Raw genomic sequence first — 24728 nt, forward strand, 5'->3', positions numbered from 1 at the left:
CTGATCGGGTCAGATCTCACACCGGTTGCGGCCCTGACTTTTGGCGCGGTACAAGGCTTTGTCGGCGCTTTGCAGCAGTTGATCGAAACGGTCCATGTTGGCGGGGTCGAGTTCGGCGATGCCGATGCTCATCGTCACGTACGGCGACACCCCCGAGCCTTTGTGCGGCAGCTTCTGGTCGGCGAGCAGCGCCTGCAAACGTTCGGCGGAGCACAGCGCCTGTTCGCGGCTTTGTCCGGGCAGCAGCACCGCGAACTCTTCGCCACCCAGGCGTGCCACCAATTCGCCGGAGCGCGAAAACAGCGCGCTCATGGTCAACGCCACGTCGCGCAGGCACTGATCGCCATTGGCGTGGCCGTAGTTGTCGTTGTAGAGCTTGAAATAATCGATGTCGCACATCAGCACCGAGAAGGCTTGCCGATGGCGCAAGGCGCGGTTGAATTCCAGCTCTTTCACTTCGTCGAAGTGACGACGGTTGGCAAGGCCTGTGAGAGGGTCGAAGCGGGTCATGGCCTCCAGCCGAGTATTCGCAGCCTTGAGCTGGGCGGTGCGTTGCTCCACCAACTCGGCCAACTGATCGCGGCTGGCGGCGAGGGCCAGTTCGTCGCGGGTCTGGCGTTCGAGGTGATTGGCCAGTTTGTCTTGCAGGTCGTTGACCCCGGCTTCCAGCAGGTCCAGCTCGTCGCTGGCCTTGCTGCCGCGCCCGAGCGCCAGATGGTGTTTCAGGTTCTGCGGCGTCAGTTGTTCCAAGTGCTCGGCGATACGGCGCACATGCAGGGTCACCGAACGGTTGAACATGCCCATGATCAACCCGGCCAGGGCCAGCGACTGAATGATCTGAGTCAGCATGATGACCGCGACTTCCTTCCACAGCCGTTTCCACAGCAGGCTTTCGTCGCCCTCGATGGTCAGCTCACCGACCACTTCATTGGCGCCGGGGTAGGGGACGACTGTCAGTTGACGGTGCAGCGCGGGGGCGAGTGATGAAGTGCCATGGCCCGGATGCTGACGCTCCAGCACTTCCGGTGGCCGGCCGGGGCGCAGAATGCGCAGCTCGACGCGGCCCACTGGCGCCGCAAGGGCCACGCTGTCGATTTGCGTTTGCAAGGCCTCGTTGTCCATTTCCCAGACCGCTTTGGACAACGTGCCCTGGAACACCTGGTCGATCAGACCGAGTTCGGCGTTCATATTGGAGAGGTTGGTGTTCCAGGCGAAGCAGGTCCTGACGGTGACGGTGGCCACGGTGAACAGAATGCAAAACGCCAGCGTCGCCAACACCAGCCTGCGCGCCAATGAGCCGGCTCGCGGGGGCGCGGCGGCGTTTTCAGGGATCTTGGACTCGGACTCAGCCAGCATGCTCAATTCCATTTACGTGCTATGGCATCGTAGGTTCCGTTCTCACGGACAGTCCTCAGCCCTTTCTCAAACAGCCGAACAGTAGCATCCGGGGTCCCTCGGCTGAAAGCCATGCTGAACCCGCCTGCTTCTTCCAGCTCGGGCACACGCAAGGATTGCACCAGAGTCTGCGCCGGGTTGTCTCCCGCCTGATGGGCAATGTAATTGGAGTTCAGCTCGTCGGAGATCCACAGGTCCACGTGGCCGGTGCGCAGCTTCTGGTAATTGAGTTCGTAGCGGTTGCTCGATTGCAGCTGGCGGCCGACCTTGAAGCGCCTGCTCATCAGGTATTGCTCGCCGACGTCCTCGTTGACCGTTGCGGTCTGCCAGTCGCGGGCGTCGTCCAGGTCAAACAGCGAGATGGGGTGGGTCGAGGAGGAATAAATGAACCAGCGCGACGCGGCGATGGTGCCGACCCATTTGAACAGCGGCTCGCGTTCGACGGTGCGGGTGATGGAATAGATCAGCACGTTGGGGTCGTGCAGCGCCAGATCGTAGGCCCGGGCCCACGGCATCGACTGAATGGTGGCGTCGACGTTCACTTCCTTGAGGACCGCGCGCACCACCTCAGTGCTCATGCCGGTCAACTGGCCGTCCCGGGTCATGTTATAGGGCGGCAACTCTTCGGTGACGATCCGGATCGGTTCGGCGCTCGCCCCGAGAACGCTCAGGCACAGCAAAACCGCGCCGTACAACACGCTGCGTGTCTTTATCTTGAGCGTTAGGGGAGCCATGGCCTGCGACCTCGTCGATGGCAGCAGTGGCTGTTATCCGGTCTCCAGACGGAGCGGGGGAACATGACCTGACTGCCTCTTATGGCCTAGATATCGGCTGAAAAATCCGGCACTTGAGGCGGTTATCTGCCGTTTATCATTTACTTCTCCGGCGGTGGCAGTCCGGCCTGTCAGCGGCGCAGGCCGTCAATGCGCCAGCGTCAGCGAGTTCTGCGATTAAACGCGATAAACCCCAGTGTGGCGTTGTGTCACACCCTGTTACCCGGCGTTTTTTGACGTGGGTCAATGGTCTCGGAAGGTGCCGTAGGAAAATTACGACGCACCCCGACGAGTCTTCAACATGCCCGGTCCCTTCGATTTCCTCAAACACCCCTTGGCGAAAGAAATAGGGCTGATCCTGTTGATCAAGCTCGTCCTGTTGATGGGCATCCGTAGCGTCTGGTTCGACGCGCCGGTCGAAGTCAAGGATGACGGGGTGCAAGCTGGCCTGCATGTATTGGGCGCCCCTCCCGTATCTGATGAGAAGAACCCAAAATGATTTCGGAATCAGTCGTCGACCTCTCTCGGCTGCAGTTCGCGATGACCGCGCTGTATCACTTTATCTTCGTGCCGCTCACGCTGGGCATGACGTTCCTGCTGGCCATCATGGAGTCGGTGTACGTCATGACCGGCAAGCAGGTCTACAAGGACATGACCAAGTTCTGGGGCAAGCTGTTCGGCATCAACTTCGCCCTCGGTGTCACCACTGGCTTGACCATGGAGTTCCAGTTCGGCACCAACTGGGCGTATTACAGCCATTACGTCGGAGACATTTTCGGCGCCCCGCTGGCCATCGAAGGCTTGATGGCGTTCTTCCTGGAATCGACTTTCATCGGCCTGTTCTTCTTCGGCTGGGACCGCCTGACCCGCGTGCAGCACTTGACCGTCACCTGGCTGGTGGCGATCGGTTCGAACATGTCGGCGCTGTGGATTCTTATCGCCAACGGCTGGATGCAGAACCCGGTCGGCGCCGAGTTCAACTTCACCACCATGCGCATGGAGCTGACCAGCTTCGCCGACCTGCTGTTCAACCCGGTTGCGCAGGTCAAGTTCGTGCACACCGTGGCGTCCGGTTACGTGACCGGTTCGATCTTCGTCCTGGCGATTTCCAGCTGGTACCTGCTCAAGGGCCGCGACATCGGCTTCGCTCGCCGTTCCTTCGCCATCGCTTCGGCATTCGGCATGGCCTCGATCCTGTCGGTGATCGTGCTGGGTGATGAATCCGGCTACGAAATCGGCGACGTGCAGAAGACCAAACTGGCGGCCATCGAAGCCGAATGGGAAACCGAGCCTGCACCGGCCGCGTTCACCCTGTTCGGGCTGCCGAACCAGGAAACCCAACGCACCGATTACGCGGTCAAGATTCCTTACGTGATGGGCATCATCGCCACCCGTTCGGTGGACAAACAGGTCACTGGCATCAAGGATTTGGTCACCGAGCATCAAGGCCGTATCCGCAACGGCATGGTCGCCTACGACCTGCTGGGCAAACTGCGCGCGGGCGACAAGAGCGAGCAAACCCTCACTGCCTTCAACGATGTGAAGAAAGACCTGGGCTACGGACTGCTGTTGAAGAAATACACCGACAAGGTGGTGGACGCCGACGAGCAGCAGATCAAGCAGGCCGCACTGGATTCCATCCCGCACGTCGCGTCGATTTTCTGGACCTTCCGCATCATGGTCCTGAGCGGTGTGCTGATGCTGGCGCTGTTCGCCTGTGCCTTCTACGCCTCGGCGCGCAAGAACGAATCCAGCAAGCGCTGGTTGCTGAAATGGGCGCTGTTCAGCCTGCCGCTGCCGTGGATCGCCACGCAGACCGGCTGGTGGGTGGCCGAGCACGGTCGTCAGCCCTGGTCCATCGGTGAAGTGCTGCCGGTTCACCTGTCGGCGTCGACCCTGTCCAGCGGCGATGTCATCGGCTCGATCCTGGCGCTGGTGGGCTTCTACACCGTCCTGCTGATCATCGAGATGTACCTGATGATCAAGTTCGCCCGCCTGGGCCCAAGCAGCCTGCACACCGGTCGCTACCACTTCGAGCGCCGCGAGAGCGACGTGCCTGCCGCCCCACAACCGACGCTGGCCTGAGGAACACACGATGTTCGATTACGAGACACTCAAACTCATTTGGTGGGTGCTGGTCGGCGTGCTGCTGATCGGCTTCGCCCTGACCGACGGCTTCGACCTGGGCGCAGCGATGCTGATGCCCTTTGTCGGCCGCACCGATAACGAACGGCGGGTGGTGATCAACACCATCGCCCCGCACTGGGACGGCAACCAGGTCTGGCTGATCACCGCCGGTGGTGCGCTGTTCGCCGCGTGGCCTTTGGTGTATTCGGCCGCGTTTTCCGGGCTGTATTGGGCGCTGTTGCTGGTGCTGTTCGCGCTGTTCGTGCGCCCGGTCGGTTTTGACTACCGGAGCAAGCTGGACAACACCCGCTGGCGGCAAAGCTGGGACTGGGGCCTGTTCGTCGGCGGTCTGGTGCCGTCGCTGGTGTTCGGCGTGGCCTTCGGCAACCTGCTGCTGGGCGTGCCGTTCCAGTTCGATGACACCCTGCGTTCCAGCTACCACGGCAACTTCTGGCAATTGCTCAGCCCGTTCGGCTTGCTGGCCGGTGTGGTCAGCCTGAGCATGCTCGGCCTGCATGGCGGCAGTTGGTTGATGATGCGCACCGAAGGCGCGATTGCCCGTCGTTCACGCCGCGCCGCGCAGCTGTTGGCGCTGGTGTTCCTGCTGTCGTTCACCGGCGCAGGGGTCTGGTTGCTGCTGGGCGGCATTCAGGGTCTGGAAATCACCTCGGCGTTCGACGCAGGCGCTGCGCTGAACCCGCTGGCCAAGACCGTTGAAGCCACTAACCACGGCTGGATGGCCAACTACCACGCGCATCCGTTGACCGTGATCGCGCCGCTGCTGGGCATCTTCGGCGGCCTGCTGGCCTTGCTGTGTGCCAGCGCAGGGCAGGGCCGGATGGCGTTCCTCGGCAGCAGCCTGGCCATCGTCGGCGCGCTGTGCACCGCAGGCTTCGCGATGTTCCCGTTCGTTATGCCGTCGAGCCTGGATCCGGCGTCGAGCCTGACCGTGTGGGACGCGGTGTCCAGCCACAAGACGCTGATCATCATGCTGGTCGCGGCGGCCATTTTCGTGCCGATCATCCTCTGCTACACGCTGTGGTGCTACGCCAAGATGTGGGGCAAGGTCACCACCGCGCACATCGACCATAACCCCCACGGCCTGTATTGAGCCCGGAACCGAATCGAGGAGAACAACATGTGGTATTTCGCCTGGATACTTGGCGTATTGCTGGCTTGCAGCTTCGGCATCATCAACGCGTTGTGGCTGGAGTCATCCGACGCCAACGCGCTGGAGAACGGTCGTGACCGCTGAGGCGCTGAACGCACCTTTCAAGCATAGCCTCGGCAGGGCGCTGTCCCTGCTGATGGCGGTGCCGATGAGCCTGGTGCTGCTGGTGCACCCCGCGTCGATGCTCGACGCCAACGGCCACTATTCCCACAGTCTGCTGATGCTGGTCATGTGGGGTGTGGCCGGGGGCTTCGTCCATGGGGTCGGTTTCGACCCTCGGGCGCTGGCCTGGCGGGTGGTGTTTCACCCGCTGTTGGCGTGGGGGTTGATGGCCGTCGGTTACGGGGTCTGGCTGACGGCGCGTCAACTGCTCTGAGCGGGGGCTGCCGACTTCAGGGCCGGTACGATGGACAACGCGATCAACGCACCGATCACACACAGCAACCCGGAGATAAAGAAGGCCGGCAAGTAACTGGCGAAGTGCGTGCGTGTCCAGCCGGCGCCGAAGGCGGCGAAGGCCGCGCCCAATTGGTGGCCCGCGAAGATCCAGCCAAAGACGATGTTGGCGCGGGCCGGGCCGAACCGTTGTACCGTCAGCTTCACGGTTGGCGGTACGGTGGCGATCCAGTCCAGCCCATAGATGAGGGCGAAGAACGACAGGCCGTAGACCGTGAAGTCCGAGAACGGCAGGATGATCAAGGCGATCCCCCGAAAGCCGTAATAGCAGAACAGCAGCCAGCGGTTGTCATAGCGGTCCGACAACCAGCCTGAGCCGATCGTCCCGATGAAATCGAAAATCCCCATCACCGCCAGCATGCTGGCCGCCGTCGTGGCGATCAGGCCGTAATCGCCGCACATGCTGATGAAGTGGGTCTGGATCAGGCCGTTGGTGCTGGCGCCGCAGATGAAAAACGTCATGAACAGCACCCAGAACGTCCAGGTTTTGGACACGTCGCGCAGCACGTGCAAGGGCGTGATCAAAAGCTGGGAGAAGGTTTGCGTGCTGGCCGGGGCGGGCAGGATTTCAGTCTCGCCGTAGGACGGCATTTGCAGGTCGGCGGGGTGGTTGCGCATGAGTGCGATGACCGCGACCCCGGCGACGACGATGGCCACGCAAATGCAGGTCAGTGCCGTGCGCCAGCCGAAGTGCTCGGTCACGTTGGCGAGCATTGGCATGAACACCAGTTGCCCGGTAGCAGAACTGGCGGACAGCAGCCCCATGGCCACGCCGCGACGTTGCGAGAACCAGCGCGTGGCGACGGTTGCACCCAGCACCATGGCCGTCAGGCCGGTGCCGAAGCCCACCACCAATCCCCAGAGCACGACCAACTGCCAGAACTGGGTCATGAACAACGACAGCAGCATGCCGCTGGCCACCAGGGTCAGGGCGGTCAGCACCACGCGGCGCACGCCGAAATGGTTCATGAACGCCGCGGCGAACGGGCCGACCAGGCCGAACAACGCAAAGCGAACGGCCAGCGCCGAGGAAATCTCCGCCGTGTCCCAGCCGAATTCGGCTTCCAGCGGCCGGATGAACACCCCCGGCGCCCCCACCGCGCCCGCCATCACCAGCATGGTCAGGAAAGTCACGGCCAAGACGACCCAGCTGTAATGAATGCGCCGACGCGAAAGCGACGCCGCCAGAACCGACGAAACCATGAGTGATCCCCGAGAGGCAAAAGTGTTAATTGGAGTATGATCGTTCGCCAATATGAACGCTTATCGGGGGACGGTTCGTCAAGCGAATATTACAGGATGTGTCTGATCGCTCGGCGCAATTGCTGAAGGCCAAACCCTCCATTGGCGGTAGAGGACCCCCTGTGGGAGCGAATTCATTCGCAAAAAATAGGCCAGGCGATTGAAATGTGTCGGCTGTGCCAGAGTCTCTCTGCTACGAGGCATTGTGTGCAGATCAAGCCAAAACGCTACTATCGCCTCCTTTCCAAACCCTGCCGTAACGCCGAGCCTTCCCATGGACAGATTTCAGGAAATGCACATATTCATCGCCGTGTGTGAAGAGCGCAGTTTCGCAGCGGCCGCTCGGCGGTTGGAGGTGTCTGCACCGAGCGTGACCCGGGCCATCGCGGCGCTGGAGAAGCGCATCGGCACGGTGCTGTTGTCGCGCACCACCCGCAGCGTGCACTTGAGCGAGGCGGGGCAGCGTTACTTCAGTGATTGCCGTCGCATCCTGAGCGAGCTGGAGGAGGCTGAAGATTCCGCCGGGGGCAGCATTGCCGCGCCGGTCGGGCAACTCACGGTCACCGCGTCAATGCTGTTCGGCGAACTGTTCGTGATGCCGCTGGTGGTGGAATACCTGCGGGAGCACCCGGGCGTCAGCGTCAATGCGCTGCTGCTGGACCGCATCACACGCATGGCCGAGGAGGGCATCGATGTCGCGGTGCGCATCGGCCACCTGATGGATGACAGCCAGCACGGCATTCCGGTCGGGGAAGTACGCACCGTCCTGTGTGCGTCACCTGACTACCTGACGACGCAGGGGCATCCACAGCACCCCCTGGAACTGAAAGACCATCGCCTGATCGTTTCGGCTGCCAGCGTGTTGACCCGCCACTGGACGTTCGTCGAAGCGGGTAAACCGTTCCAGGTGGACGTGCAATCACGCCTGAGCGTTTCCGGAAATCAGCCCGCGCTCACTGCCGCCGCGCTGGGTTGGGGCATCACCCGGGCGTTGTCCTATCAAGTGGCGAGCCGCGTGGCATCGGGTGAACTGGTGCTGATCCTGGAAAACTTCGAACAGCCTCCTGTGCCCGTGCATGTCTGCTATCAGGCTGAACGCAAGGTTTCGGCCAAGGTGCGCACCTTCGTCGATTTCTGTGTCGAGCGCATGAGGCAAGACCCGGCGATCCGCGCCGCCGGGAAGAGCCGTACGTAATGGAACGCCATCGGCAGATGACCATCTTTGCGGCGGTGGCGCAGTCGTCGGGGCTGGCCGCGGCCTCGCGTCTGCTGAACGTGTCCGAGGCCACGGTCAGCCGCGCGTTGTGGGCGCTTGAACAACGCCTGGGCACGCAACTGCTGGAGCGCAGCACGCGAGGCGTAAGGCTGACGGAAACCGGACGCCATTTCGCCGAGGAGTGTGTGCGACTGCTGCGCGCCACCGACGAGGCCGATGCTTCCGCCAACGGCCTGCATGTCGAGCCCAGAGGGCTGCTGACCCTGGCGACGCCTGTGCTGTTCGGCGACCGGATGATGATGCCGGTGGTCCTTGAATACCTCGACGCCTGGCCCGGCATTCAGATGTCCATCGCCTACCAGAACGCTTTTCCCGACCTGCACGAGGATGGCGTGGACGTGGCAGTCCTGATCGGCGAGCTGCCAGACGCTCATATGGTGGCGCGCCGGGTGGGGCGTGTTCGGCAACTGATCTGCGCAAGCCCCGCGTACCTGCTGGCCCACGGCGAGCCACGGGAGCCGGGCGCGTTGACGGACCACAGGCTGATCGTCTGCAGCGCGGACAGTTGGACGCAGCCGTGGCGCTTTGAGCCGGAAGGCGGGGTGCGTCATCTGATCTCGAAACCGGTGTTGCGCTGCACCAGTCAGGTCGCGGCCATTGATGCCGCCTTGCAAGGCGCCGGTCTGGTTTCCTGCCTGAGCCACGAAGTTCATGAGCACCTCGAAGAAGGACGTTTGCGAGCGGTGCTCCAGACGTTCGAGGTCGCGCCGCTGCCGGTGCATCTGATTTACCGAGAAGGCCTGCGGGCCTCGGCGCGGGTTCGCAGCTTTATCGACTTTGCGGTCGAACGACTGCGCACTCACTCCGCGCTGAGCGCTTGAGATGAAGCGGCACCCTTTCAGTTTCTGAAACGCTGGATTGCTTTCGCTGGTGATTCTGCACATCGACGTCGTGATTCATCATTCATCCCATCAGCGCGATGAATGCCTACGCAGACGTCCCGCCGTGCAGACCTCAACCCACGATCACCCAGGAGCCTTCCAATGACTGCCATCACTCTTCACCACTTTCCGTTGTCCGGCCACTCTCACCGCGCGCAGCTGATGCTGTCGTTGTTGGGCCTGGAGCCGCAGATCCAGTTCGTCGACCTGGCCAATGGCGCCCACAAAACCCCTGAATACCTGGCCATCAACGCCTTCGGTCAGGTGCCGGTGCTTGAAGACGGTGACACGGTCATCGCCGATTCCACGGCTATCCTGGTGTACCTGGCCAAGAAGTACGACACCACCGGCCAGTGGCTGCCTGCCGACGCCGACGCCGCTGCCCAGGTGCAGCGCTGGTTGTCGGTCGCGTCCGGTCAGATCGCGTCGGGCCCTGCACGCGCTCGCCTGATCACGGTATTCGGTGCGGATTTTGACCCCAAGGACACCATTACCCGTGCCCACGCCGTGCTGCAGGTCATCGAAAAACAGCTGAACGGCCGCGCGTTTCTGGTCACCGATCACGCCACCATCGCTGACGTGAGCGCCTACAGTTACATCGCCCACGCGCCGGAAGGCAATGTCTCACTGGAGGCGTATCCTAATATTCGCAACTGGCTGGCTCGCATCGAAAGCCTGAAAGGTTTCGTGCCGATGCCGACGACCAAAGCGGGTCTGGTGGTGTGAGGCGGTAGAGACCTCTTTTAACGCACCGGGGTGTGAGGCGATAGCGCTTCACACCCGTTGGTGGTGGTACTGGAATCGTAGTGTCCTCATCCCTGGGAGCCTGCGCCATGAACACTGTCACGCTGGAAAAAAACTCGCCCTGGCACGCCGGTGAGCTGCACGTGCAAGCCCATGCGGGCGTCGTCGAGCGAATGGATGCCGTGGGCCGCAGAGTGGTCCGCGACTTCATGCCGGATCAGCACCGCGAGTTCTACGAGCACATTCCGTATCTGATCGTCGGTGCAGTGGACGGCGAGGGCTGGCCTTGGGCGAGCATGATGGATGCGCACGAAGGCTTCATTGCGTCGCCCGACCCCAAACACCTGGCGATCGGCTGGGCCCCGGACGCTGACGATCCGGTCGCCAGCGCCTTCGAGCCCGGTGCGGCGCTCGGACTGTTGGGAATCGACCTTTACACCCGTCGACGCAATCGCCTCAATGGGCATATCGAAGCGCTGACTGAGCACGGCTTTTCCCTCGCCGTCGACCAGTCGTTCGGCAACTGCCCGCAGTACATTCAATTGCGCCCGCTGCAAAGCGGCAAACGCCCGTCCGCAGCCCAGCGGCCGCCGGTTAAACGCCTGAATGCGCTGGACGAAGCGGCGGTGGCCGCCATTCGTGGCGCCGACACGTTCTTCGTCGCCAGCTACGTCGACCTTGAAGGCGATCCTGAGCGTCGATTCGTCGACGTGTCCCACCGTGGCGGGCGCGCCGGATTTGTCCGGGTCGAAGGCGATATCCTCACGATCCCTGATTTTGCCGGCAATCTGTTCTTTAACACCTTGGGCAACCTGCTGGTGAATCCCAAGGCCGGCCTGTTGTTTATCGACTTTGCGACCGGCGACGTGCTGCACGTCGCCGGGCACGCCACCGTCATCCTCGAAGGCCCTGAAATCGAAGCGTTCCAGGGCGCCGAGCGGCTGTGGCAGGTCAAGGTTCATCAGGTGCTTCGTCGGCCAGCGGCCTTGCGTTCCCGTTGGGGTTTTGAAGGGTTTTCTCCCAACAGCCTGATGACCGGCGACTGGGACCAAGCGGCGGCCCGGTTGCAGGCGGAAACGTTGCGCGATCAATGGCGGCCCTTGCGAGTGACGCGCATCCAGGACGAAAGCGAAGGCATTCGCTCGTTTCATTTCGAGACGGTCGATGGTGCAGGCTTGCCGGTCTACAAGGCAGGCCAGCACTTGCCGTTGCGCCTGTCGTTGCCGGGGCAGGCGAAGCCGGTGATTCGCACGTACAGCTTGTCGAGCGCACCGTCCGATGACTTTTTCCGCATCAGTGTCAAACGTGACGGTCTGGTCTCCGGGCATTTGCACGACCAGCTCAAGGTGGGCGACGTGATCGAGGCCCGTGCACCGCAAGGCGGCTTTTTCGTCGAGCCGCTGGAGACGCGCCCGCTGGTGCTGTTGGGCGCAGGGATCGGGGTCACGCCCATGCTGTCGATGCTGCGGGAGGTGCTGTATCAGAACAAACGCAAGCGTCGTTCACGCCCGGTCTGGTTCATTCAAAGTGCACGTCGTCTGGTGGATCTGGCTTTTCGCGAGGAATTGGACACACTGGTAGCCAACGCCGGAGAAGAACTGACGGTCGTTCGCCTGCTGAGCCAGCCCGAGCGCACGGCCCGCCCCCGCAAAGACTTTCACCTTGCAGGTCGCATTGACCTGAATCTGCTCAAGACGCTGTTGCCGTTCGATGACTTCGATTTTTATGTTTGCGGACCGGCCAGTTTCACCCAGGGCCTGTATGACGAACTGAGGGCGATGCACATCCGTGACGAGCGGATTCACGCGGAAACCTTCGGCCCCTCGACCCTCAAACGCACGCACGACCCACAGGCGGTGGTGCTGCAGCAGCCGCCTGCCGCCACCACGTCGGTGCCGGTGGTGTTCGAGCGGTCCGCCAAGGAGGCGCGCTGGCAGCCCGACGGCGGCACCTTGCTGGAGCTGGCCGAAAGCCGAGGCCTGGAACCCGAATACAGCTGCCGCAGCGGTTCGTGCGGCACCTGCAAGACCCGGCTCGTCAAGGGCCAGGTGCATTACCCTGTTCCGCCTGCGGAAATGCCGGCGGAGGGCGAGGTGCTGATCTGCTGTGCAATCCCGGCTTCAGGGCCGCTGGTGCTTGATCTCTAAGCTGCTTGATCTGTGAACATCCATGTGTCAACGACATGCTGTGACGGGAGGTGCCGAAATGAGTGAATGGCCTGAGTTCGAGAAAGAAGACGACCCCAATCTGTGCCACGCCAGCGAGCAGGAAGTCTCCTGGCTGCTGCCGCAATCGTTGGCGTCCCTTGCGGGTGAGCTGGCCTCCGATCATGAAGAGCACGACAACCCCGCCACCTTGCGACTGATCAGTTGGGTGCGTTCAGTATCGACGTTCAGCCATCATCGGTGATTGCCCCGCGATGCCGCTATGTAGTAAACATCATAACGACATCATCACAGGCAACACCGGGGAACGACATGAACGCAGCGGCAAAGGAAGCGGTTGGGGCCATTTATGACATCGACGCCATGCGCCACGCCCAGGCGATGACGTGGAAAGCGATCGAATTAGTCTCTCAGCGCATTAAGCCCGGCATGCTGGAGTCCGAGGCCGTGGCGGCCGGCAAACAGGTGCTGGCTGAACTCGATACTCAACGCATCTGGCACCCGATGCTGATCCGCTTTGGCGCCAATACCCTCAAGACCTTCAAGCAGCGTTCCGAAGGCGATCCGGTGTTGGGCGAAGACGACATCTATTTCATCGACATGGGCGCGGTCTGGCAGGGGCATGAAGGCGACGCCGGGGCTACTTTCACCACCGGCAACGACCCTGAAATGCAGGCCTGTGCTGCCGCCGCCAAAACCCTGTTCGACGTGGTGGAGCAGCGCTGGAAGACCGGCAAGGTCGACGGCACCGAGCTGTACCGTTTCGCCGAAGAGCAGGCCATCGCCCTGGGCTGGAAGCTCAACCTCAACATCAAGGGCCATCGCGTCTGCGATTTTCCCCACGCGATTTACCGGGGCGGCGACCTCGGTGATTTCGACGCCGTGCCCAATCCCGGCCTGTGGATCCTGGAAATCCAGATCGCTCACCCCAGCAAACCTTATGGCGCTTTTTACGAGGACTTGCTTGCCTGACTTTATGGTCAATAAATCGGGCGCTATGGTGGTAATGCTATGACGGGTGGCTCAATGATGCGCGCCAGTTTCATCCATTCAGACACAGGAAAACCGACATGAAAGTCAGCGCGCGTAACGTATTCAAAGGCACCGTCAAAGCGATCCAGGAAGGCGCGGTCAACGCCGAAGTGGCCCTGACCTTGCCGGGCGGGGAAGACCTTGTTGCCGTCGTGACCCTGCAAAGCGTCAAGAGCCTGGGCCTGGCGGTAGGCAAGGAAGCGGTGGCGCTGATCAAGGCGCCGTGGGTCATGCTGATGACCGACGACAGCGGCTTTCGTCTCTCGGCACGCAACGCCCTGAAAGGCACCGTGACCCGCGTCAGCGACGGTGCGGTCAATGCCGAAGTGGTCGTCACCCTGGCTGGCGGCACCGAGGTGTTCGCCATCGTCACCCGCGAAGCCGTCACCGAATTGGGCCTGGCGCCAGGCGTCAGCGCGACCGCGATCATCAAGGCGTCCCACGTCATTCTGGGCGTGCCTGCCTGACCCAAACGGGTCGCCGAGGTGTGACGGTCGTCGTGGCAGACGGCGGCCGTTTCGGTGATCATGTCGTTCATCTGCCACAACAAGGACGTGCATTTTGATCACTCGCAGAACCCTCCTCGGCGCCTCGCTGCTCGCGGTGCCAACGCTGTGGAGCCTGAAGGCTCTGGCCAGCGATGCCGACGCCTCATCCGAGGCCTCCCTCCAGCAAAGACTTGCCGATCTCGAACACCGGCATGGCGGACGTCTGGGCGTGGCCATCCTCGACATCGGCAGCCAGCGCCTCGTCAGCCATCGCGGTGATGAACGCTTCGCGATGTGCAGCACATTCAAGGCCTTGGCGGCAGCCCACGTATTGGCCCGCGTCGATCGCAAGGAAGAAGACCTGTCGCGGCTGATCGTCTACGGCAAGGACCAACTGGTGCCGTATTCGCCCACCACCGAAAAACACACGGGGGAGGCTGGTCTGAGCGTGGGTTCGATCTGCGAAGCTGCCGTGACCCTGAGCGACAACACCGCCGCCAACCTGCTTCTCGACAGCTTCGGCGGGCCGGCGGGATTGACCCAGTGGCTGCGCTGGACCGGCGATGAGGTGACCCGGCTGGACCGCCGCGAACCCGAGCTGAACGAAAACCGCGCGGGTGATCCGCAAGACACCACCACCCCGATTGCCATGTTGCAGACACTGCGCTCGCTCATCTTCGGCGACGTGCTGACCGGCGCCTCGCGTGATCAACTGATCGCCTGGCTGGTCAGCAACACCACGGGCGACAAAAAGCTGCGAGCGGGGTTGCCGAAGAAATGGCGGGTCGGCGACAAGACCGGCTCGAATGCGAAAAACGCCGACAACGACGTCGCTGTCATCTGGCCGTCCAGTCGCGCCCCGCTGATCGTGACGGTGTACTACAGCGAATCACGGGCCAATGCCGAACAGGTCAACGCCGTCATGGCTGACATCGGCCGGATCGTGGCGGAGTTGTAAACCAAAGACGTGTCGTGCCACGTCTTCGGTGACTGGGGTTGGCAGGAAGCCCTCACCCCACGATCAACGCCGTCCAATACATGCCAATCGCAAACACCACATGGCCCACGACGTTCTGCATACGGGCCATGTTCGGGTTCGGCGCCTTATTGCACGCGACGCCGACGCCCATGCCCGGTTGCAGGATGTACCAGCCCGCACCGACGGTGACCAGACCGACGATCAGTGCCGGAAAGAAGGTCGGCGAGTGCGCCCACTGCACTCCCCAGATCATCAGCAACACCGCCGCGAAGACGATGCCGACCACGTAGTGCATGGTCCAGCCGATTTTCAGCTCGTTGTGGACTTCAGGGGAGATGCCGATGCCTCGGTGGTGCACGAAGTGGCCCTCGCGCATGCCCGCGAACCAGCGGCCCACCAAATGCCATGGCGGCGTTGGCAACCCAAACGCCTTTTTCAGAAAAAAGGCCCAGAGGTCGAGCAGGGCCGTGCCACCGATGCCAATCAGTACAGCAAGAAAGATGAACTTGAACATGGCGTTCCTTACGTCTTGTCGTTGATCAATGGGTCCGCAGTGGCGGCCACGTTAGCAGTTTTGACGGGACAAGACGCCAGGAAAAAAGAAGACGGACGCGAAAATTCATCCGTCCAGATGCAGGGTCAGGCAGCGGTCCATTCCACGTGTGTCAGGCCCAGCTGCTCGGCCTGGCGCTGGGTGAGACGCGGCACTTTGTCGGAGCGGTACTTGGGAATCTGGCCAATACCGGCATCGACCGTCGCCCAGTGCCAGGCCTCACTTGCGTCCATGGCCGGGGAGTGGATGTAGAAGGTTTTATAACTGCCATGGATCAGGTAATCGATGCGGAAGTGGGTGCTGTTGGCCATCTCGGTTCTCTCACAAAAAGCTTTTAAAAGGACGCATTGAAAGTGCTGCCTGAAAAAGAGAGTCCTCCTGATCAAGATAATTCAGCGAATTTGCCCGAACGTGTCGGAGAGGTGGTTTGTTGAAACATTCTGAAACGTTCAGGCCGTGGTGCGGGTCAATAGAGCCTCTCCTCTCAAAGACGCATTCATGAAAACCCCTCGTCCCACGGCACGGCTGGAACCTCTGACCCAACTTCGCAACCTCAAAATGGCCCGTTCCGCCCACGCATATGTGCGCGGCAGCACGGTGCAGTTTTACGAGTGGCTGCATTCCCAGCCCGGCAGACGCCTGCCCAGTGGGCCGCCGGTGTGGATTTGCGGTGACTGTCACGCGGGCAATCTGGGGCCGACCGGCGACCTCAAGGGCAAGATCGACATTCACATCCGCGACCTGGACCAGACCGTCATCGGCAACCCGGCCCACGATCTGGTACGCCTGGCGCTGTCATTGGCCACGGCAGCCCGCGGTTCTGATCTGCCGGGAGTCGCCACAGCACGGATGCTTGAAGAAATGATGCTCGGCTACGAACAGGCCTTCGAAGCCAACGACGAGGAAGAACCGCAACGACCGGCGCAGGTGAAGGCCGGGATGCGCAGCGCCGTGCAGCGCACCTGGAAGCACCTCGCCCAGGAACGCATCGAAGACATGAAACCGACCATTCCGCTGGGCAAGCACTTCTGGCCGTTGTCCAAGGATGAGCGGAGTGCGTTGAAAACTCTGTGCGCGACGGACGAGATTCACGCGCTGGTGACCTCGCTGAAAGGTCGGTCGAGGGATGACCGCGTCGAGCTGCTGGATTCGGCCTATTGGGTCAAGGGCTGTAGCTCGTTAGGCCTGTTGCGCTATGCCGTGCTGATTGGTGTGGGCGATGACGACGATCAGGATTTTTGCCTGCTCGACATCAAGGAAGCCGTGGCCGCCGCCGCGCCGCGTACGGTCAGGGCGGGCATGCCTCGGGATAACGGCAAGCGGGTGGTCGAAGGCGCACGAAGCTTGTCACCCGGTCTGGGCAACCGCATGGTTGCGACGCGTATGTTGGACCACGGGTTTTTCATTCGCGAACTCTTACCCCAAGACATGAAGCTGGAACTGGACCAACTGAGCCAGACGGAAGCCATGCGTGCGGCGGCATATCTTGCGAAAGTGGTGGGCATTGCCCATGCGCGGCAGATGGACCTGGCGACCCGCGCCGCCTGGATTCGCGAACTGCAAGCCAACCGCACACAAACACTGGATGCGCCGTCGTGGCTGTGGTCCAGCGTCGTGCAACTGGTGGGCAGCCATGAGCAGGGCTATCTGGAACATTGCCGACGGTACGCGCTGCAGAACTGAACGGAAGCAGAGTCGTTCTCGGCAGGCCGCCACGCCACTCATTTCCGTGGGAGCAGCCGGAGCTGCGCGACGGCCGCGAAGGCGGTGTGTCAGGCAACCGTTAGGTCACTGATCCAACGCTTTCGCGGCCGCTACACACCCTCCCTCAGTTCTGAATCGCCTGCACCGACCCGCCATCGACGCGCAGGTTACTGCCGTTGATGAACGACGCGCGATCCGACACCAGCAGGGCGATGGCTGAAGCAACTTCCTCAGGCTTGCCCCGGCGTTTCTGCACAATGCCGGGACGTTCTTCGTCGAGGAAGCTCTTGATCGCTTCATCGAACGACACACCCATTTCCTCGGCACGTTTTTTCATCATGCCGTCGGTCATGCCCGTTTCGATGAAGGCAGGCGCCACGGTATTGCACAGCACGCCGTCGGCCGCTTCTTTATAGGACAGGTTCTTGATGAACGCACCCAAGGCTGCCTTGGCCGTGTTGTAGACCGCCTCTTCCCAATAGGGCTGTACGGAGTTCTCTGACGTGATGCAGACGAAGCGCCCCCATTTGCGCGAACGCATCGCCGGAATCGTCGCCCGCGCCACCCGCACTGCCGAGAAGAAATCGGTGTTCCAGGCCTCCAGATAGTCGTCGTCGGACAGTTCCAGGGGATCGCCCTTGGCGCCAGTCACCCCGGCCGTGTGCACGACAATGTCCACTTGGCCGAACTTCGCTTCACCGGCCTTGATCACCTTTTCGACCTCATCCTGACGGGTCAAATCGGCGGCGACGAATACGCATTCTGTCCCAAGGCCTGCGCAGGCCTTTTCCAGCTTGTCCTGGTCGATATCGCTCAGCACCAGCCGCACGCCTTCTTCGCTGAGCAATGTGGCGGTCGCCAAGCCGATGCCGCCACTGGCGCCCGTGATCAGTGCCACGCGGCCTTTGATTCCCAAATCCATATCCACCTCGATGGTTGTCATGACGAAAGAACAGGACCGGCGCGTCCGGGACGAACACGCCGGTGTTGAATCAGCCGCACTGTTGGCGGGCGAAGTCGAGCATCAATCTGGCCAGCGCCGTTGGCGTTTGCAGCGGCATCAGGTGCCCGGCGTCTGGAATGATTTCAAGCTGGCTGTGAGGGAAGGCCGCCAGCGTGGTGCGACGCTGTTCGTCCGGGCCAGGCACTTGCTCGTCAGCCTCGCCACACACCAGCAACACGGGGTAATCAAGCGTCCCGAGGCGCTCGCTCCAGTCCTCGCGACTGCCGTGATCGACCCACGCACGCCAGGCGTTCAAATTGACTCGCTGGGCGTCGTCGATGGCCACTTCCCGAACATCGTCCGGCAGGCGAAACGCGCTGGATTCATCGACGAAGGCCTCTGCCTCCGTACGCGTCTTGCCATACGCGCGCTGCTGATCGCGGTCCGCCTCGCTCATGGGTTGCGGGCCAGGTGGGGAGGGCGCCACCAACACCAGCCCTTTCAAATACTCGGGTGAGCGCGACGCCAGTACCACGGCCACTTTGCCGGTCATCGAGTGGCCGACCAGTACGACGTTTTGCAAGCCGAGGCCGCGAATGAAACGGTCCACGTGCTCGACCATCGCCTCGACGCTGTAACCCTCCACGTCGGCGGCGTCGCCAAAACCGGGGGTGTCCAGCGCCACGCATTCATGCTCGCCGTCCAGATACGGCAGGGTCGGAAACCATGTCCGATGCGAGCCGCCAAGGAAATGCATGAGCACGAACGTCACGGCGCCGGAACGTTGTCCATGGCCCTGATGACTGTATGGAAGGCTGCTGTGGGATGGCATCGCAATCGCTCGCACTGGGTTTGCCAGTGGAGGGAGCGCACGCCGACAAAGTTCAACGGGATTGAAGGCCGGGCGTGTATTTCGAATCGCCTCTACCACCGGTCGTCAAAATCCGCGCAAGCGCTGAACGATGGCAAATCGTCAGCAGTCATCTGCTGTGAGTTCGCTGGATCAGCGCACGGCCACAGTGCGCGACTAAGCACCGAATCCCTACCGTGATTGAACCGATGATGAAGCGGAGATAACGCTGATGACCGACTTACCTGTCACCCGTTTGCCAGTGGTGCCGCTGCCGTTCGAGCAGTCTTTCGAAGAGATCCCCGACGACGAGGCCGAGACCAGCAAAGAGTTGGCCGAAACGCTGCACTCGATCATGGAAACCACCTTCAAGGATGAAGGTCATGCCAACCGCAGCGTCCACGCGAAGTCCCACGGGCTGCTGAAAGGCCGCCTGATTGTGCCGGAAGGTTTGCCGCCTCAGCTTGCCCAAGGCGCATTCGCCAAGCCAGGCACGTTCCCGGCCGTGATGCGGTTCTCGACCAACCCCGGCGACATTCTCGACGACAAGGTCTCGACCCCACGCGGTCTGGCGCTCAAGGTCATCGGCGTTGAAGGCCCGCGCCTGCCAGGTTCGGAAGGTGATGTGACTCAAGACTTCGTGATGCAAAACGCCAAGGCCTTCACCGCCGCCAACCCCAAGGCGTTTTTGCGCACGTTGAAATTGCTAGCGAAAACGACAGATAAGGCACCGGGCATGAAGAAAGCCTTCTCGGCGCTGCTGCGCGGCGTCGAATCCACCATCGAGGCCATGGGTGGCGAAAGCGGCACGTTGAAAAGCCTCGGTGGCCATCCGCAAACCCATATCCTCGGCGAAACCTTCTACACCGTGGTGCCGCTGTTGTACGGGCCGTATTACGCCAAGATTTCCGTCGCGCCGGTGTCGGACACCTTGACCGCGCTGACCGACAAACACGTCGATTTCGGCGGCAACCCCGATGGCTTGCGTCAGGCCGTGCTCGACTATTTCGCTCAGCACGGCGGGGTGTGGGAGGTGCGCGTACAACTCGCCAGCGACCTCAAGAAAATGCCGGTCGAGGACGCGTCGGTGGTCTGGCCGGAAGACGTCAGCCCCTACGTGACCGTCGCCCGGGTCGAGGTCGATCCGCAACCTTCGTGGAGTCCGGAACACGTGCGCGAGATTGACGACGGCATGGCGTTCAGTCCGTGGCACGGCTTGCAGGCCCATCGTCCGATTGGTGGCGTGATGCGGGTGCGCAAACCGTCGTACGAGATGTCGTCGGGTTTCCGAGCGGCGCATAACGGTTGCCCGGTTCACGAACCTCGCTGATTCCGTCACGCCGTCGAGCTGATCACATCACGCTTTGGAACAGGGGTTCCCCATGCAACTTCTTCATCCCGCCGCCCACTCGGTCGCCCACTACCGACCCTACACCTCCGCCTCCGGGGGCTGGGGTTCGGCGCATTCGGTCATGAACATCCTGTGGCGCGAGCAGGCCTATGCCAAGGCGCCCGCCGCTTTGATGCGGCAGAACAAACCCAAGGGTTTCGCCTGTGTCAGTTGCGCTTGGGCCAAACCGGGCAACCCTCATGCGCTGGAGTTTTGCGAGAACGGCGCGAAGGCCACGGCCTGGGAGTTGACCTCGCTGCGCACCGGTCCGGATTTCTTTGAGCAGCATTCGTTGACGGATTTGCGCACCTGGGCTGACCACGACCTGGAGCAACATGGTCGCCTGACGCACCCCCTGCGTTATGACACTGCGACCGACCGCTACCAGAAAACCAGCTGGGAAGAGGCGTACGCAGAGATCGGCGCGCAGTTGCGCCAGTTGCAGCCGGAAGAAGCGGTGTTTTACGCCTCGGGCCGGGCGTCGCTGGAAGCTTCGTTCATGTATCAGCTGCTGGCCCGCGCCTACGGCAACAACAACCTGCCGGACAGCTCGAACATGTGCCACGAAAGCACGTCGGTGGGGTTGCAGGAGAGCATCGGCGTGCCGGTCGGCACAGTGACGCTGGCGGATTTCGAACACACCGACTGCATATTTTTCTTCGGCCAGAACGTGGGCAGCAACAGCCCGCGCATGCTTCACCCGTTGCAGGAAGCTCGCAAGCGCAACGTGCCGATCATCACCTTCAACCCCCTGCGTGAACGGGGATTGGAGCGCTTCGTCAATCCGCAATCCCCCCGGGAAATGCTCGGGCCGGACTCCACAGTCATCAGCACTCAGTACCACCAAGTGGCGATTGGTGGCGACACAGCGGCCGTGATGGGCATCGCGAAAGCACTGCTGGACATGGACCGGGCGTCAGGTGCCTCTGTGCTCGATCATGATTTCATCGCCGAGCATACCGACGGTTTCGACACCTTCGTCGCTAATGTGGATCGGCACACCTGGCCGGAGCTGGAAAACCGCTCGGGCCTGAACCGCAGCGCGCTGGAAGCCGCGGCCACGGTGTACGCCCGCAGCGAGCGGGTGATGATCATCTACGGCATGGGCATGACCCAGCATCGTCATGGCGTCGAGAACGTGCAGATGTTGGTCAACCTGCTGTTGATGCGCGGCAACATCGGCAAGACGGGGGCGGGGATCTGCCCGGTGCGCGGGCATTCCAACGTGCAGGGCCAGCGCACCGTGGGCATCACCGAAGACCCGGCCAAAGTGCCGAAGGACAAGATCGAGGCGCTGTTCGGCTTCAAGGTGCCGGAGCGCAAGGGCCTGGCCACGGTCGATACGTGCATGGGCATTCTCGACGGCAGCGTCAAAGCGTTCATCGGGTTGGGCGGCAACTTTCTGCGCGCGATCCCGGACACGGACCGCATGGAGCCTGCCTGGTCGCGGCTGGAAATGAACGTGCAAGTGGCGACCAAACTCAACCGCACGCACCTGTTGCCAGGCAAACGCGCCTGGCTGCTGCCGTGCCTTGGACGGATTGAAAAGGACGTGCAGGACGGCGTCGATCAGGTTTACACCACGGAAGACAGCACCGGTTGCATCCGGGCCTGGCAGGGCCGGAGCGAGCCGGGCGGCGAACAGTTGCGTTCGGAAGTGGCGATCATTGCGGGACTGGCACTGGCCACGTTGAATGACGAAGCGCGTATCCCGTGGGAGGCATGGCGTCAGGATTACGCGAAGATTCGGGCCGCAATCAGCGAGGTTTATCCCGAGATCTTCCATGACATGGAATCGCGCATGTGGGAACCAGGTGGGTTTCACCGCCCGCTCCCGGCGGCCCAGCGTCAGTGGAAAACCGAGACCGGCAAGGCCCGCTTCATCGCACCTCGGGGCCTGGATGAAGACGATGACGTCTCGCCGGGCCATGGCGCCCGCGATGCGATTCAGCTGATGACCCTGCGCAGCAACGATCAATTCAACACCACGATTTACGGCTATGAAGACCGTTTTCGCGGGGTGTCCGGTACGCGCAGCGTAGTGTTCATGAACCGCAACGACATCGTGCGGCTGGGCTTCGCGCCGGGTGAATGGGTCACGCTGCGCACCGCTATCGAGCCTGAGGTGTTGAGGGAAGTGGGTCCGATGCAAATCATCGCCTACGACATCCCGGTCGGCTGCGCGGCGGCCTATTACCCGGAATGCAACCCGCTGGTCCCGCTGTGGCACCACGCCAAACGCAGCAAAGTCCCGGCGGCGAAATCGGTGCCGGTGACCTTGCACAAGGCCCAGCCCGATGCCCGTGCGCGGAAGAGGGCATTGCCGTTGAAGGATCAGGTGGTGTGAGGGGGCATGCCTGACACAATCGAGGTGTCAGCTTCCCCAGTCCCACCCTTCCCATAACAAAAAATACCGTTTGGTTGCACAAAATGTCGGTTCAAATCCCCGCCCGCCTGTGCCTACACTCCGCACGATCAATCCGCCACACCTCGAATGACAAGGAAACCACATGCAGTACCGAAGCGGGGCGCAGGCCTTCTGGCAGGGGGTTCGCGCTCTCCTGCCACTGACACCGGGGGTCATTCCCTTCGGCCTGGTGACCGGGGTCATGGCGATTGGAATGGGGATGTCGCCGGGCACGGCCATGGGCATGACGCTTATTTTTTACTCCGGCTCCGCGCAACTGGTCGCGCTGCAACTGATGCAGACCGGCGTGTTGCCCGTGGCCATTGTGGTCACGGCGCTGATCATCAATCTGCGCTTCATCATGTACAGCGCATCGCTCGCCCCGCACCTGAACCACTTGCCCCGGCGCTGGACCTGGCCAGTCTCGTACATGCTCTCCGACCAGTCCTACGCGCTGTGCACCCTGAAGTTCGCGTCAGGTGAACTGACCGGGCCGTTCGCCCATTGGTACTACGCCGGGACCGCGTTCTCCATGTGGCTGGCATGGCAAGTCTCGGTCCTTGCGGGCGTGTTGCTCGGCGCGAGCATTCCCGAAAGCTGGTCGCTGACCTTCGCCATTCCGCTGTCCTTCCTTGCGCTGCTGGTGCCCGGTCTGCGCAACGTGCCGACCCTCGCGGCCGCCACCGTCGGCGGCCTGATTGCCGTGCTGGCGGTCAAGCTGCCTTACAACCTCGGTCTGGTTATCGCCTCCGTCGGCGGGATCGTCGCGGGCGTGCTGGCGGAAAACGCCCGTAACACGGCCCCAGCGTCATCCCGCGAGCAAGAAACGAAAGGGGAGGCGCAATGAGCGATCTGGTGATGTGGTCTGTATTCATTGCCGTCGGCGTCGGCACCTTTGCGATGCGCGTGTCATTCATCGAACTCTACGGCCGCTGGCGCATGCCTCCGCTCTTGAGCCGCGCCCTGGTCTACGTGCCCGCCAGTGTCCTGGCCGCGTTGGTGCTTCCGGCAGTGGTGTATCCCAACGGGCATGGCGACTTCGTGATCAACAACCCGCAGATTCCCGCAGCGATTATCGCCGCGCTGGTGGCGTGGAAGACCCGCAATACCCTGCTGACGCTGGGCGTGGGGATGGCGGTGTTGTGGGGGTTGAGGTGGGTGATCGCCTGACCCTCGCCCATCTCAAACCTGCCCCAGCAACCACGCCCGAAACGCCTGCAACGACGGCAGCATTTCGTTGCGTGGCGGGTAGGTCAGGTAATAGCTGCGCTGGCTCGGGAAGGGCAGGTCGAGGGGGATGAGTTCGGCGCTGGCGATTTCGTCGGTGACCAGAATCCGGGGCACCAGGCCGATGCCGATCCCCGCCTTGACCGCCTGAATCAAATGCGAGGTCAGTTCGAAACTCGGTCCCAGGCGCATCATCCGGTGAGGCAGGTGATGGTGGCTGAACCAGTCGCCCCAGACGTTGGGGTTGTTGGCGACGTTGAGCAGCATCTGCCCGGCGATCTTGTCTGGCGTCCAGTCCTGATGATTACCCCCAACCTGCGGCGCGATGACCACCACCAGTTCCTCGGCGTGCAGACGATGGCTGATCAAGCCCGGCAGGCCCGTGTGGCCGACGACGATGGCGGCGTCGATGCCACTGGTGTCGAAGTCCACGGCGTCGATGCGCGAGTTGATGTGTACCAGCATGCCAGGGTGGGTCGTGTAGAAGTCGTGCAGGCGCGGCAGCAGCCATTTGGAACCAAAGGTCGGCAAGGTGGCCAGACGCAGACTGCCGCCGCCGGACTGGTAGGCGATGGCCTGTAAGGTGGCGCTGCGAATGCGGCCCAATGCGTCGCTCATTTCCCGTTGATACAGGCGTCCAACGTCGGTCAGTTGCACCTGTCGGCCTTCGCGACGGAACAGCGTCAGGCCCAGTTGCTGCTCCAGTGCCTGGACCTGACGGCTGACCGCGCTTTGGGTCAAGGACAGCTCGACGGCCGCGCGGGTGTAGCTTTCATGCCGGGCCGCGGCTTCGAATGCCAGCAGCAGGGACATGGACGGCGTGAGATGGCGGTAATTCATTCAGAAAAGTCATCGATAGCGGCAGGAATATCTGTTTGTTTCGCGCTGAAGCCTGCGGGATCATTGGCGCCCATAACGACCCGAG

26 protein-coding genes are annotated in these 24728 nt (G+C 62.1%); 18 read left to right on the forward strand and 8 right to left on the reverse strand.

All coding sequences use genetic code 11. The features are described from left to right. Nucleotides 1-9: 9 nt before the first annotated feature. Together ACWKWE_RS13805 and ACWKWE_RS13810 are read right to left on the reverse strand one after the other, a co-directional pair. Nucleotides 10-1356 (reverse strand): GGDEF domain-containing protein, encoded by a 1347-nt coding sequence (locus tag ACWKWE_RS13805; RefSeq protein WP_166597343.1) that lies wholly within the window; start codon nucleotides 1354-1356, stop codon nucleotides 10-12. Nucleotides 1357-1358: 2 nt separating this feature from the next. Then, nucleotides 1359-2129 carry a substrate-binding periplasmic protein gene (locus ACWKWE_RS13810; protein ID WP_483850822.1) on the reverse strand — a complete coding sequence of 257 codons (771 nt, stop codon included), beginning with the start codon at nucleotides 2127-2129 and terminating at the stop codon, nucleotides 1359-1361. 340 nt (nucleotides 2130-2469) lie between these two features. On the opposite strand from ACWKWE_RS13810, the gene cydP reads away from it, so the two are divergent. From cydP to ACWKWE_RS13835, 5 genes are read left to right on the forward strand one after another with little or no spacing between them, the layout of a single operon-like run. Further along, nucleotides 2470-2667 (forward strand): cytochrome oxidase putative small subunit CydP, encoded by a 198-nt coding sequence (gene cydP, locus ACWKWE_RS13815; protein WP_166597345.1) that lies wholly within the window; start codon nucleotides 2470-2472, stop codon nucleotides 2665-2667. Beyond that, a complete protein-coding gene (locus ACWKWE_RS13820) occupies nucleotides 2664-4253 on the forward strand; it encodes a cytochrome ubiquinol oxidase subunit I (protein WP_166597346.1) in 1590 nt (529 codons plus the stop codon). Before cydP ends, ACWKWE_RS13820 begins: the two co-directional genes overlap by 4 nt. 10 nt (nucleotides 4254-4263) lie before the next feature. Continuing rightward, on the forward strand, nucleotides 4264-5406 hold the full coding sequence (gene cydB, locus ACWKWE_RS13825) for a cytochrome d ubiquinol oxidase subunit II (RefSeq protein WP_166597347.1): 1143 nt from the start codon (nucleotides 4264-4266) through the stop codon (nucleotides 5404-5406). Nucleotides 5407-5433: 27 nt separating this feature from the next. Next, the gene (gene cydX, locus ACWKWE_RS13830) at nucleotides 5434-5550 is read left to right on the forward strand and encodes a cytochrome bd-I oxidase subunit CydX (protein WP_166597348.1); all 117 of its coding nucleotides are present in this window, start codon (nucleotides 5434-5436) and stop codon (nucleotides 5548-5550) included. After that, the gene (locus ACWKWE_RS13835) at nucleotides 5540-5842 is read left to right on the forward strand and encodes a cyd operon YbgE family protein (RefSeq protein WP_341958657.1); all 303 of its coding nucleotides are present in this window, start codon (nucleotides 5540-5542) and stop codon (nucleotides 5840-5842) included. Before cydX ends, ACWKWE_RS13835 begins: the two co-directional genes overlap by 11 nt. Here the strand turns inward: ACWKWE_RS13835 and ACWKWE_RS13840 are convergent. After that, nucleotides 5830-7125 carry an MFS transporter gene (locus tag ACWKWE_RS13840; protein ID WP_483850823.1) on the reverse strand — a complete coding sequence of 432 codons (1296 nt, stop codon included), beginning with the start codon at nucleotides 7123-7125 and terminating at the stop codon, nucleotides 5830-5832. The two genes, ACWKWE_RS13835 and ACWKWE_RS13840, sit on opposite strands and share 13 nt — an antisense overlap. A gap of 313 nt (nucleotides 7126-7438) precedes the next feature. On the opposite strand from ACWKWE_RS13840, the gene ACWKWE_RS13845 reads away from it, so the two are divergent. The 8 genes from ACWKWE_RS13845 to bla all read left to right on the forward strand — a co-directional run bounded on the left by ACWKWE_RS13845 (nucleotide 7439) and on the right by bla (nucleotide 14708). After that, nucleotides 7439-8359 (forward strand): LysR family transcriptional regulator, encoded by a 921-nt coding sequence (locus ACWKWE_RS13845; RefSeq protein ID WP_166597350.1) that lies wholly within the window; start codon nucleotides 7439-7441, stop codon nucleotides 8357-8359. Next, complete coding sequence (locus tag ACWKWE_RS13850; protein ID WP_166597351.1) at nucleotides 8359-9261, forward strand: LysR family transcriptional regulator; 903 nt, start codon at nucleotides 8359-8361, stop codon at nucleotides 9259-9261. The genes ACWKWE_RS13845 and ACWKWE_RS13850 overlap by 1 nt, the downstream gene beginning before the upstream one ends. A gap of 162 nt (nucleotides 9262-9423) precedes the next feature. Continuing rightward, nucleotides 9424-10047, forward strand: a complete 624-nt coding sequence (locus ACWKWE_RS13855) for a glutathione S-transferase (RefSeq protein WP_166597352.1) — start codon at nucleotides 9424-9426, stop codon at nucleotides 10045-10047. 107 nt (nucleotides 10048-10154) lie between these two features. Beyond that, complete coding sequence (locus tag ACWKWE_RS13860) at nucleotides 10155-12212, forward strand: 2Fe-2S iron-sulfur cluster-binding protein (RefSeq protein ID WP_483850824.1); 2058 nt, start codon at nucleotides 10155-10157, stop codon at nucleotides 12210-12212. Nucleotides 12213-12270: 58 nt separating this feature from the next. Continuing rightward, nucleotides 12271-12474 (forward strand): hypothetical protein, encoded by a 204-nt coding sequence (locus tag ACWKWE_RS13865; RefSeq protein WP_483850825.1) that lies wholly within the window; start codon nucleotides 12271-12273, stop codon nucleotides 12472-12474. 68 nt (nucleotides 12475-12542) lie between these two features. Further along, nucleotides 12543-13202 (forward strand): M24 family metallopeptidase, encoded by a 660-nt coding sequence (locus ACWKWE_RS13870; RefSeq protein WP_483850826.1) that lies wholly within the window; start codon nucleotides 12543-12545, stop codon nucleotides 13200-13202. A 98-nt stretch (nucleotides 13203-13300) separates the two neighbouring features. Further along, the gene (locus ACWKWE_RS13875) at nucleotides 13301-13729 is read left to right on the forward strand and encodes a TOBE domain-containing protein (RefSeq protein WP_166597355.1); all 429 of its coding nucleotides are present in this window, start codon (nucleotides 13301-13303) and stop codon (nucleotides 13727-13729) included. Between the two features lie 94 nt (nucleotides 13730-13823). After that, nucleotides 13824-14708 (forward strand): class A beta-lactamase, encoded by an 885-nt coding sequence (gene bla / locus ACWKWE_RS13880; RefSeq protein WP_483850827.1) that lies wholly within the window; start codon nucleotides 13824-13826, stop codon nucleotides 14706-14708. A gap of 52 nt (nucleotides 14709-14760) precedes the next feature. Here the strand turns inward: bla and ACWKWE_RS13885 are convergent, their stop codons facing one another. Both ACWKWE_RS13885 and ACWKWE_RS13890 read right to left on the reverse strand, forming a co-directional pair. Continuing rightward, complete coding sequence (locus tag ACWKWE_RS13885; protein ID WP_483850828.1) at nucleotides 14761-15243, reverse strand: DUF2938 domain-containing protein; 483 nt, start codon at nucleotides 15241-15243, stop codon at nucleotides 14761-14763. A gap of 125 nt (nucleotides 15244-15368) precedes the next feature. After that, nucleotides 15369-15593: a DUF6555 family protein gene (locus ACWKWE_RS13890; protein ID WP_166597358.1), complete on the reverse strand. Its 225-nt coding sequence runs from the start codon at nucleotides 15591-15593 to the stop codon at nucleotides 15369-15371. A 187-nt stretch (nucleotides 15594-15780) separates the two neighbouring features. Between ACWKWE_RS13890 and ACWKWE_RS13895 the strand changes: the two genes are divergently transcribed. Then, on the forward strand, nucleotides 15781-16965 hold the full coding sequence (locus tag ACWKWE_RS13895) for a DUF2252 domain-containing protein (protein ID WP_483850829.1): 1185 nt from the start codon (nucleotides 15781-15783) through the stop codon (nucleotides 16963-16965). Nucleotides 16966-17110: 145 nt separating this feature from the next. Here ACWKWE_RS13895 and ACWKWE_RS13900 read toward each other — a convergent pair whose 3' ends face one another. Further along, nucleotides 17111-17908 (reverse strand): SDR family oxidoreductase, encoded by a 798-nt coding sequence (locus tag ACWKWE_RS13900; protein ID WP_166597360.1) that lies wholly within the window; start codon nucleotides 17906-17908, stop codon nucleotides 17111-17113. 70 nt (nucleotides 17909-17978) lie between these two features. Then, a complete protein-coding gene (locus tag ACWKWE_RS13905; protein ID WP_483850830.1) occupies nucleotides 17979-18701 on the reverse strand; it encodes an alpha/beta fold hydrolase in 723 nt (240 codons plus the stop codon). A gap of 310 nt (nucleotides 18702-19011) precedes the next feature. Here ACWKWE_RS13905 and ACWKWE_RS13910 point away from each other — a divergent pair, with 310 nt between their 5' ends. The 4 genes from ACWKWE_RS13910 (at nucleotide 19012) to ACWKWE_RS13925 (ending at nucleotide 23746) form a co-directional block, all read left to right on the forward strand. Then, nucleotides 19012-20109 carry a catalase family protein gene (locus ACWKWE_RS13910; RefSeq protein ID WP_483850831.1) on the forward strand — a complete coding sequence of 366 codons (1098 nt, stop codon included), beginning with the start codon at nucleotides 19012-19014 and terminating at the stop codon, nucleotides 20107-20109. A 52-nt stretch (nucleotides 20110-20161) separates the two neighbouring features. After that, entirely contained in the window at nucleotides 20162-22516 is a 2355-nt protein-coding gene (locus tag ACWKWE_RS13915) for an FdhF/YdeP family oxidoreductase (protein WP_166597363.1), read from the forward strand. 163 nt (nucleotides 22517-22679) lie between these two features. Further along, nucleotides 22680-23423, forward strand: a complete 744-nt coding sequence (locus ACWKWE_RS13920) for an AzlC family ABC transporter permease (protein ID WP_483850832.1) — start codon at nucleotides 22680-22682, stop codon at nucleotides 23421-23423. Beyond that, complete coding sequence (locus ACWKWE_RS13925) at nucleotides 23420-23746, forward strand: AzlD domain-containing protein (RefSeq protein ID WP_483850833.1); 327 nt, start codon at nucleotides 23420-23422, stop codon at nucleotides 23744-23746. Before ACWKWE_RS13920 ends, ACWKWE_RS13925 begins: the two co-directional genes overlap by 4 nt. Nucleotides 23747-23758: 12 nt before the next feature. Here ACWKWE_RS13925 and ACWKWE_RS13930 read toward each other — a convergent pair whose 3' ends face one another. Then, nucleotides 23759-24643, reverse strand: coding sequence for a LysR substrate-binding domain-containing protein (locus tag ACWKWE_RS13930; RefSeq protein WP_483850834.1), 885 nt, complete (start codon nucleotides 24641-24643; stop codon nucleotides 23759-23761). Nucleotides 24644-24728: the final 85 nt, after the last annotated feature.

It is taken from the genome of Pseudomonas salicis, assembly GCF_057128705.1.

Coding starts and splice junctions, on each gene's coding strand:
- ACWKWE_RS13810 (WP_483850822.1), bottom strand. CDS start 2,129: ATGGCTCCCCTAACGCTCAAGATAAAGACACGCAGCGTGTTGTACGGC.
- ACWKWE_RS13875 (WP_166597355.1), top strand. CDS start 13,301: ATGAAAGTCAGCGCGCGTAACGTATTCAAAGGCACCGTCAAAGCGATC.
- ACWKWE_RS13820 (WP_166597346.1), top strand. CDS start 2,664: ATGATTTCGGAATCAGTCGTCGACCTCTCTCGGCTGCAGTTCGCGATG.
- ACWKWE_RS13840 (WP_483850823.1), bottom strand. CDS start 7,125: ATGGTTTCGTCGGTTCTGGCGGCGTCGCTTTCGCGTCGGCGCATTCAT.
- ACWKWE_RS13855 (WP_166597352.1), top strand. CDS start 9,424: ATGACTGCCATCACTCTTCACCACTTTCCGTTGTCCGGCCACTCTCAC.
- ACWKWE_RS13865 (WP_483850825.1), top strand. CDS start 12,271: ATGAGTGAATGGCCTGAGTTCGAGAAAGAAGACGACCCCAATCTGTGC.
- ACWKWE_RS13900 (WP_166597360.1), bottom strand. CDS start 17,908: ATGGATTTGGGAATCAAAGGCCGCGTGGCACTGATCACGGGCGCCAGT.
- ACWKWE_RS13920 (WP_483850832.1), top strand. CDS start 22,680: ATGCAGTACCGAAGCGGGGCGCAGGCCTTCTGGCAGGGGGTTCGCGCT.
- ACWKWE_RS13915 (WP_166597363.1), top strand. CDS start 20,162: ATGCAACTTCTTCATCCCGCCGCCCACTCGGTCGCCCACTACCGACCC.
- cydP (WP_166597345.1), top strand. CDS start 2,470: ATGCCCGGTCCCTTCGATTTCCTCAAACACCCCTTGGCGAAAGAAATA.
- ACWKWE_RS13850 (WP_166597351.1), top strand. CDS start 8,359: ATGGAACGCCATCGGCAGATGACCATCTTTGCGGCGGTGGCGCAGTCG.
- ACWKWE_RS13890 (WP_166597358.1), bottom strand. CDS start 15,593: ATGGCCAACAGCACCCACTTCCGCATCGATTACCTGATCCATGGCAGT.
- ACWKWE_RS13895 (WP_483850829.1), top strand. CDS start 15,781: ATGAAAACCCCTCGTCCCACGGCACGGCTGGAACCTCTGACCCAACTT.
- ACWKWE_RS13885 (WP_483850828.1), bottom strand. CDS start 15,243: ATGTTCAAGTTCATCTTTCTTGCTGTACTGATTGGCATCGGTGGCACG.
- ACWKWE_RS13930 (WP_483850834.1), bottom strand. CDS start 24,643: ATGAATTACCGCCATCTCACGCCGTCCATGTCCCTGCTGCTGGCATTC.
- ACWKWE_RS13845 (WP_166597350.1), top strand. CDS start 7,439: ATGGACAGATTTCAGGAAATGCACATATTCATCGCCGTGTGTGAAGAG.
- ACWKWE_RS13805 (WP_166597343.1), bottom strand. CDS start 1,356: ATGCTGGCTGAGTCCGAGTCCAAGATCCCTGAAAACGCCGCCGCGCCC.
- cydX (WP_166597348.1), top strand. CDS start 5,434: ATGTGGTATTTCGCCTGGATACTTGGCGTATTGCTGGCTTGCAGCTTC.
- ACWKWE_RS13870 (WP_483850826.1), top strand. CDS start 12,543: ATGAACGCAGCGGCAAAGGAAGCGGTTGGGGCCATTTATGACATCGAC.
- cydB (WP_166597347.1), top strand. CDS start 4,264: ATGTTCGATTACGAGACACTCAAACTCATTTGGTGGGTGCTGGTCGGC.
- ACWKWE_RS13860 (WP_483850824.1), top strand. CDS start 10,155: ATGAACACTGTCACGCTGGAAAAAAACTCGCCCTGGCACGCCGGTGAG.
- ACWKWE_RS13925 (WP_483850833.1), top strand. CDS start 23,420: ATGAGCGATCTGGTGATGTGGTCTGTATTCATTGCCGTCGGCGTCGGC.
- ACWKWE_RS13910 (WP_483850831.1), top strand. CDS start 19,012: ATGACCGACTTACCTGTCACCCGTTTGCCAGTGGTGCCGCTGCCGTTC.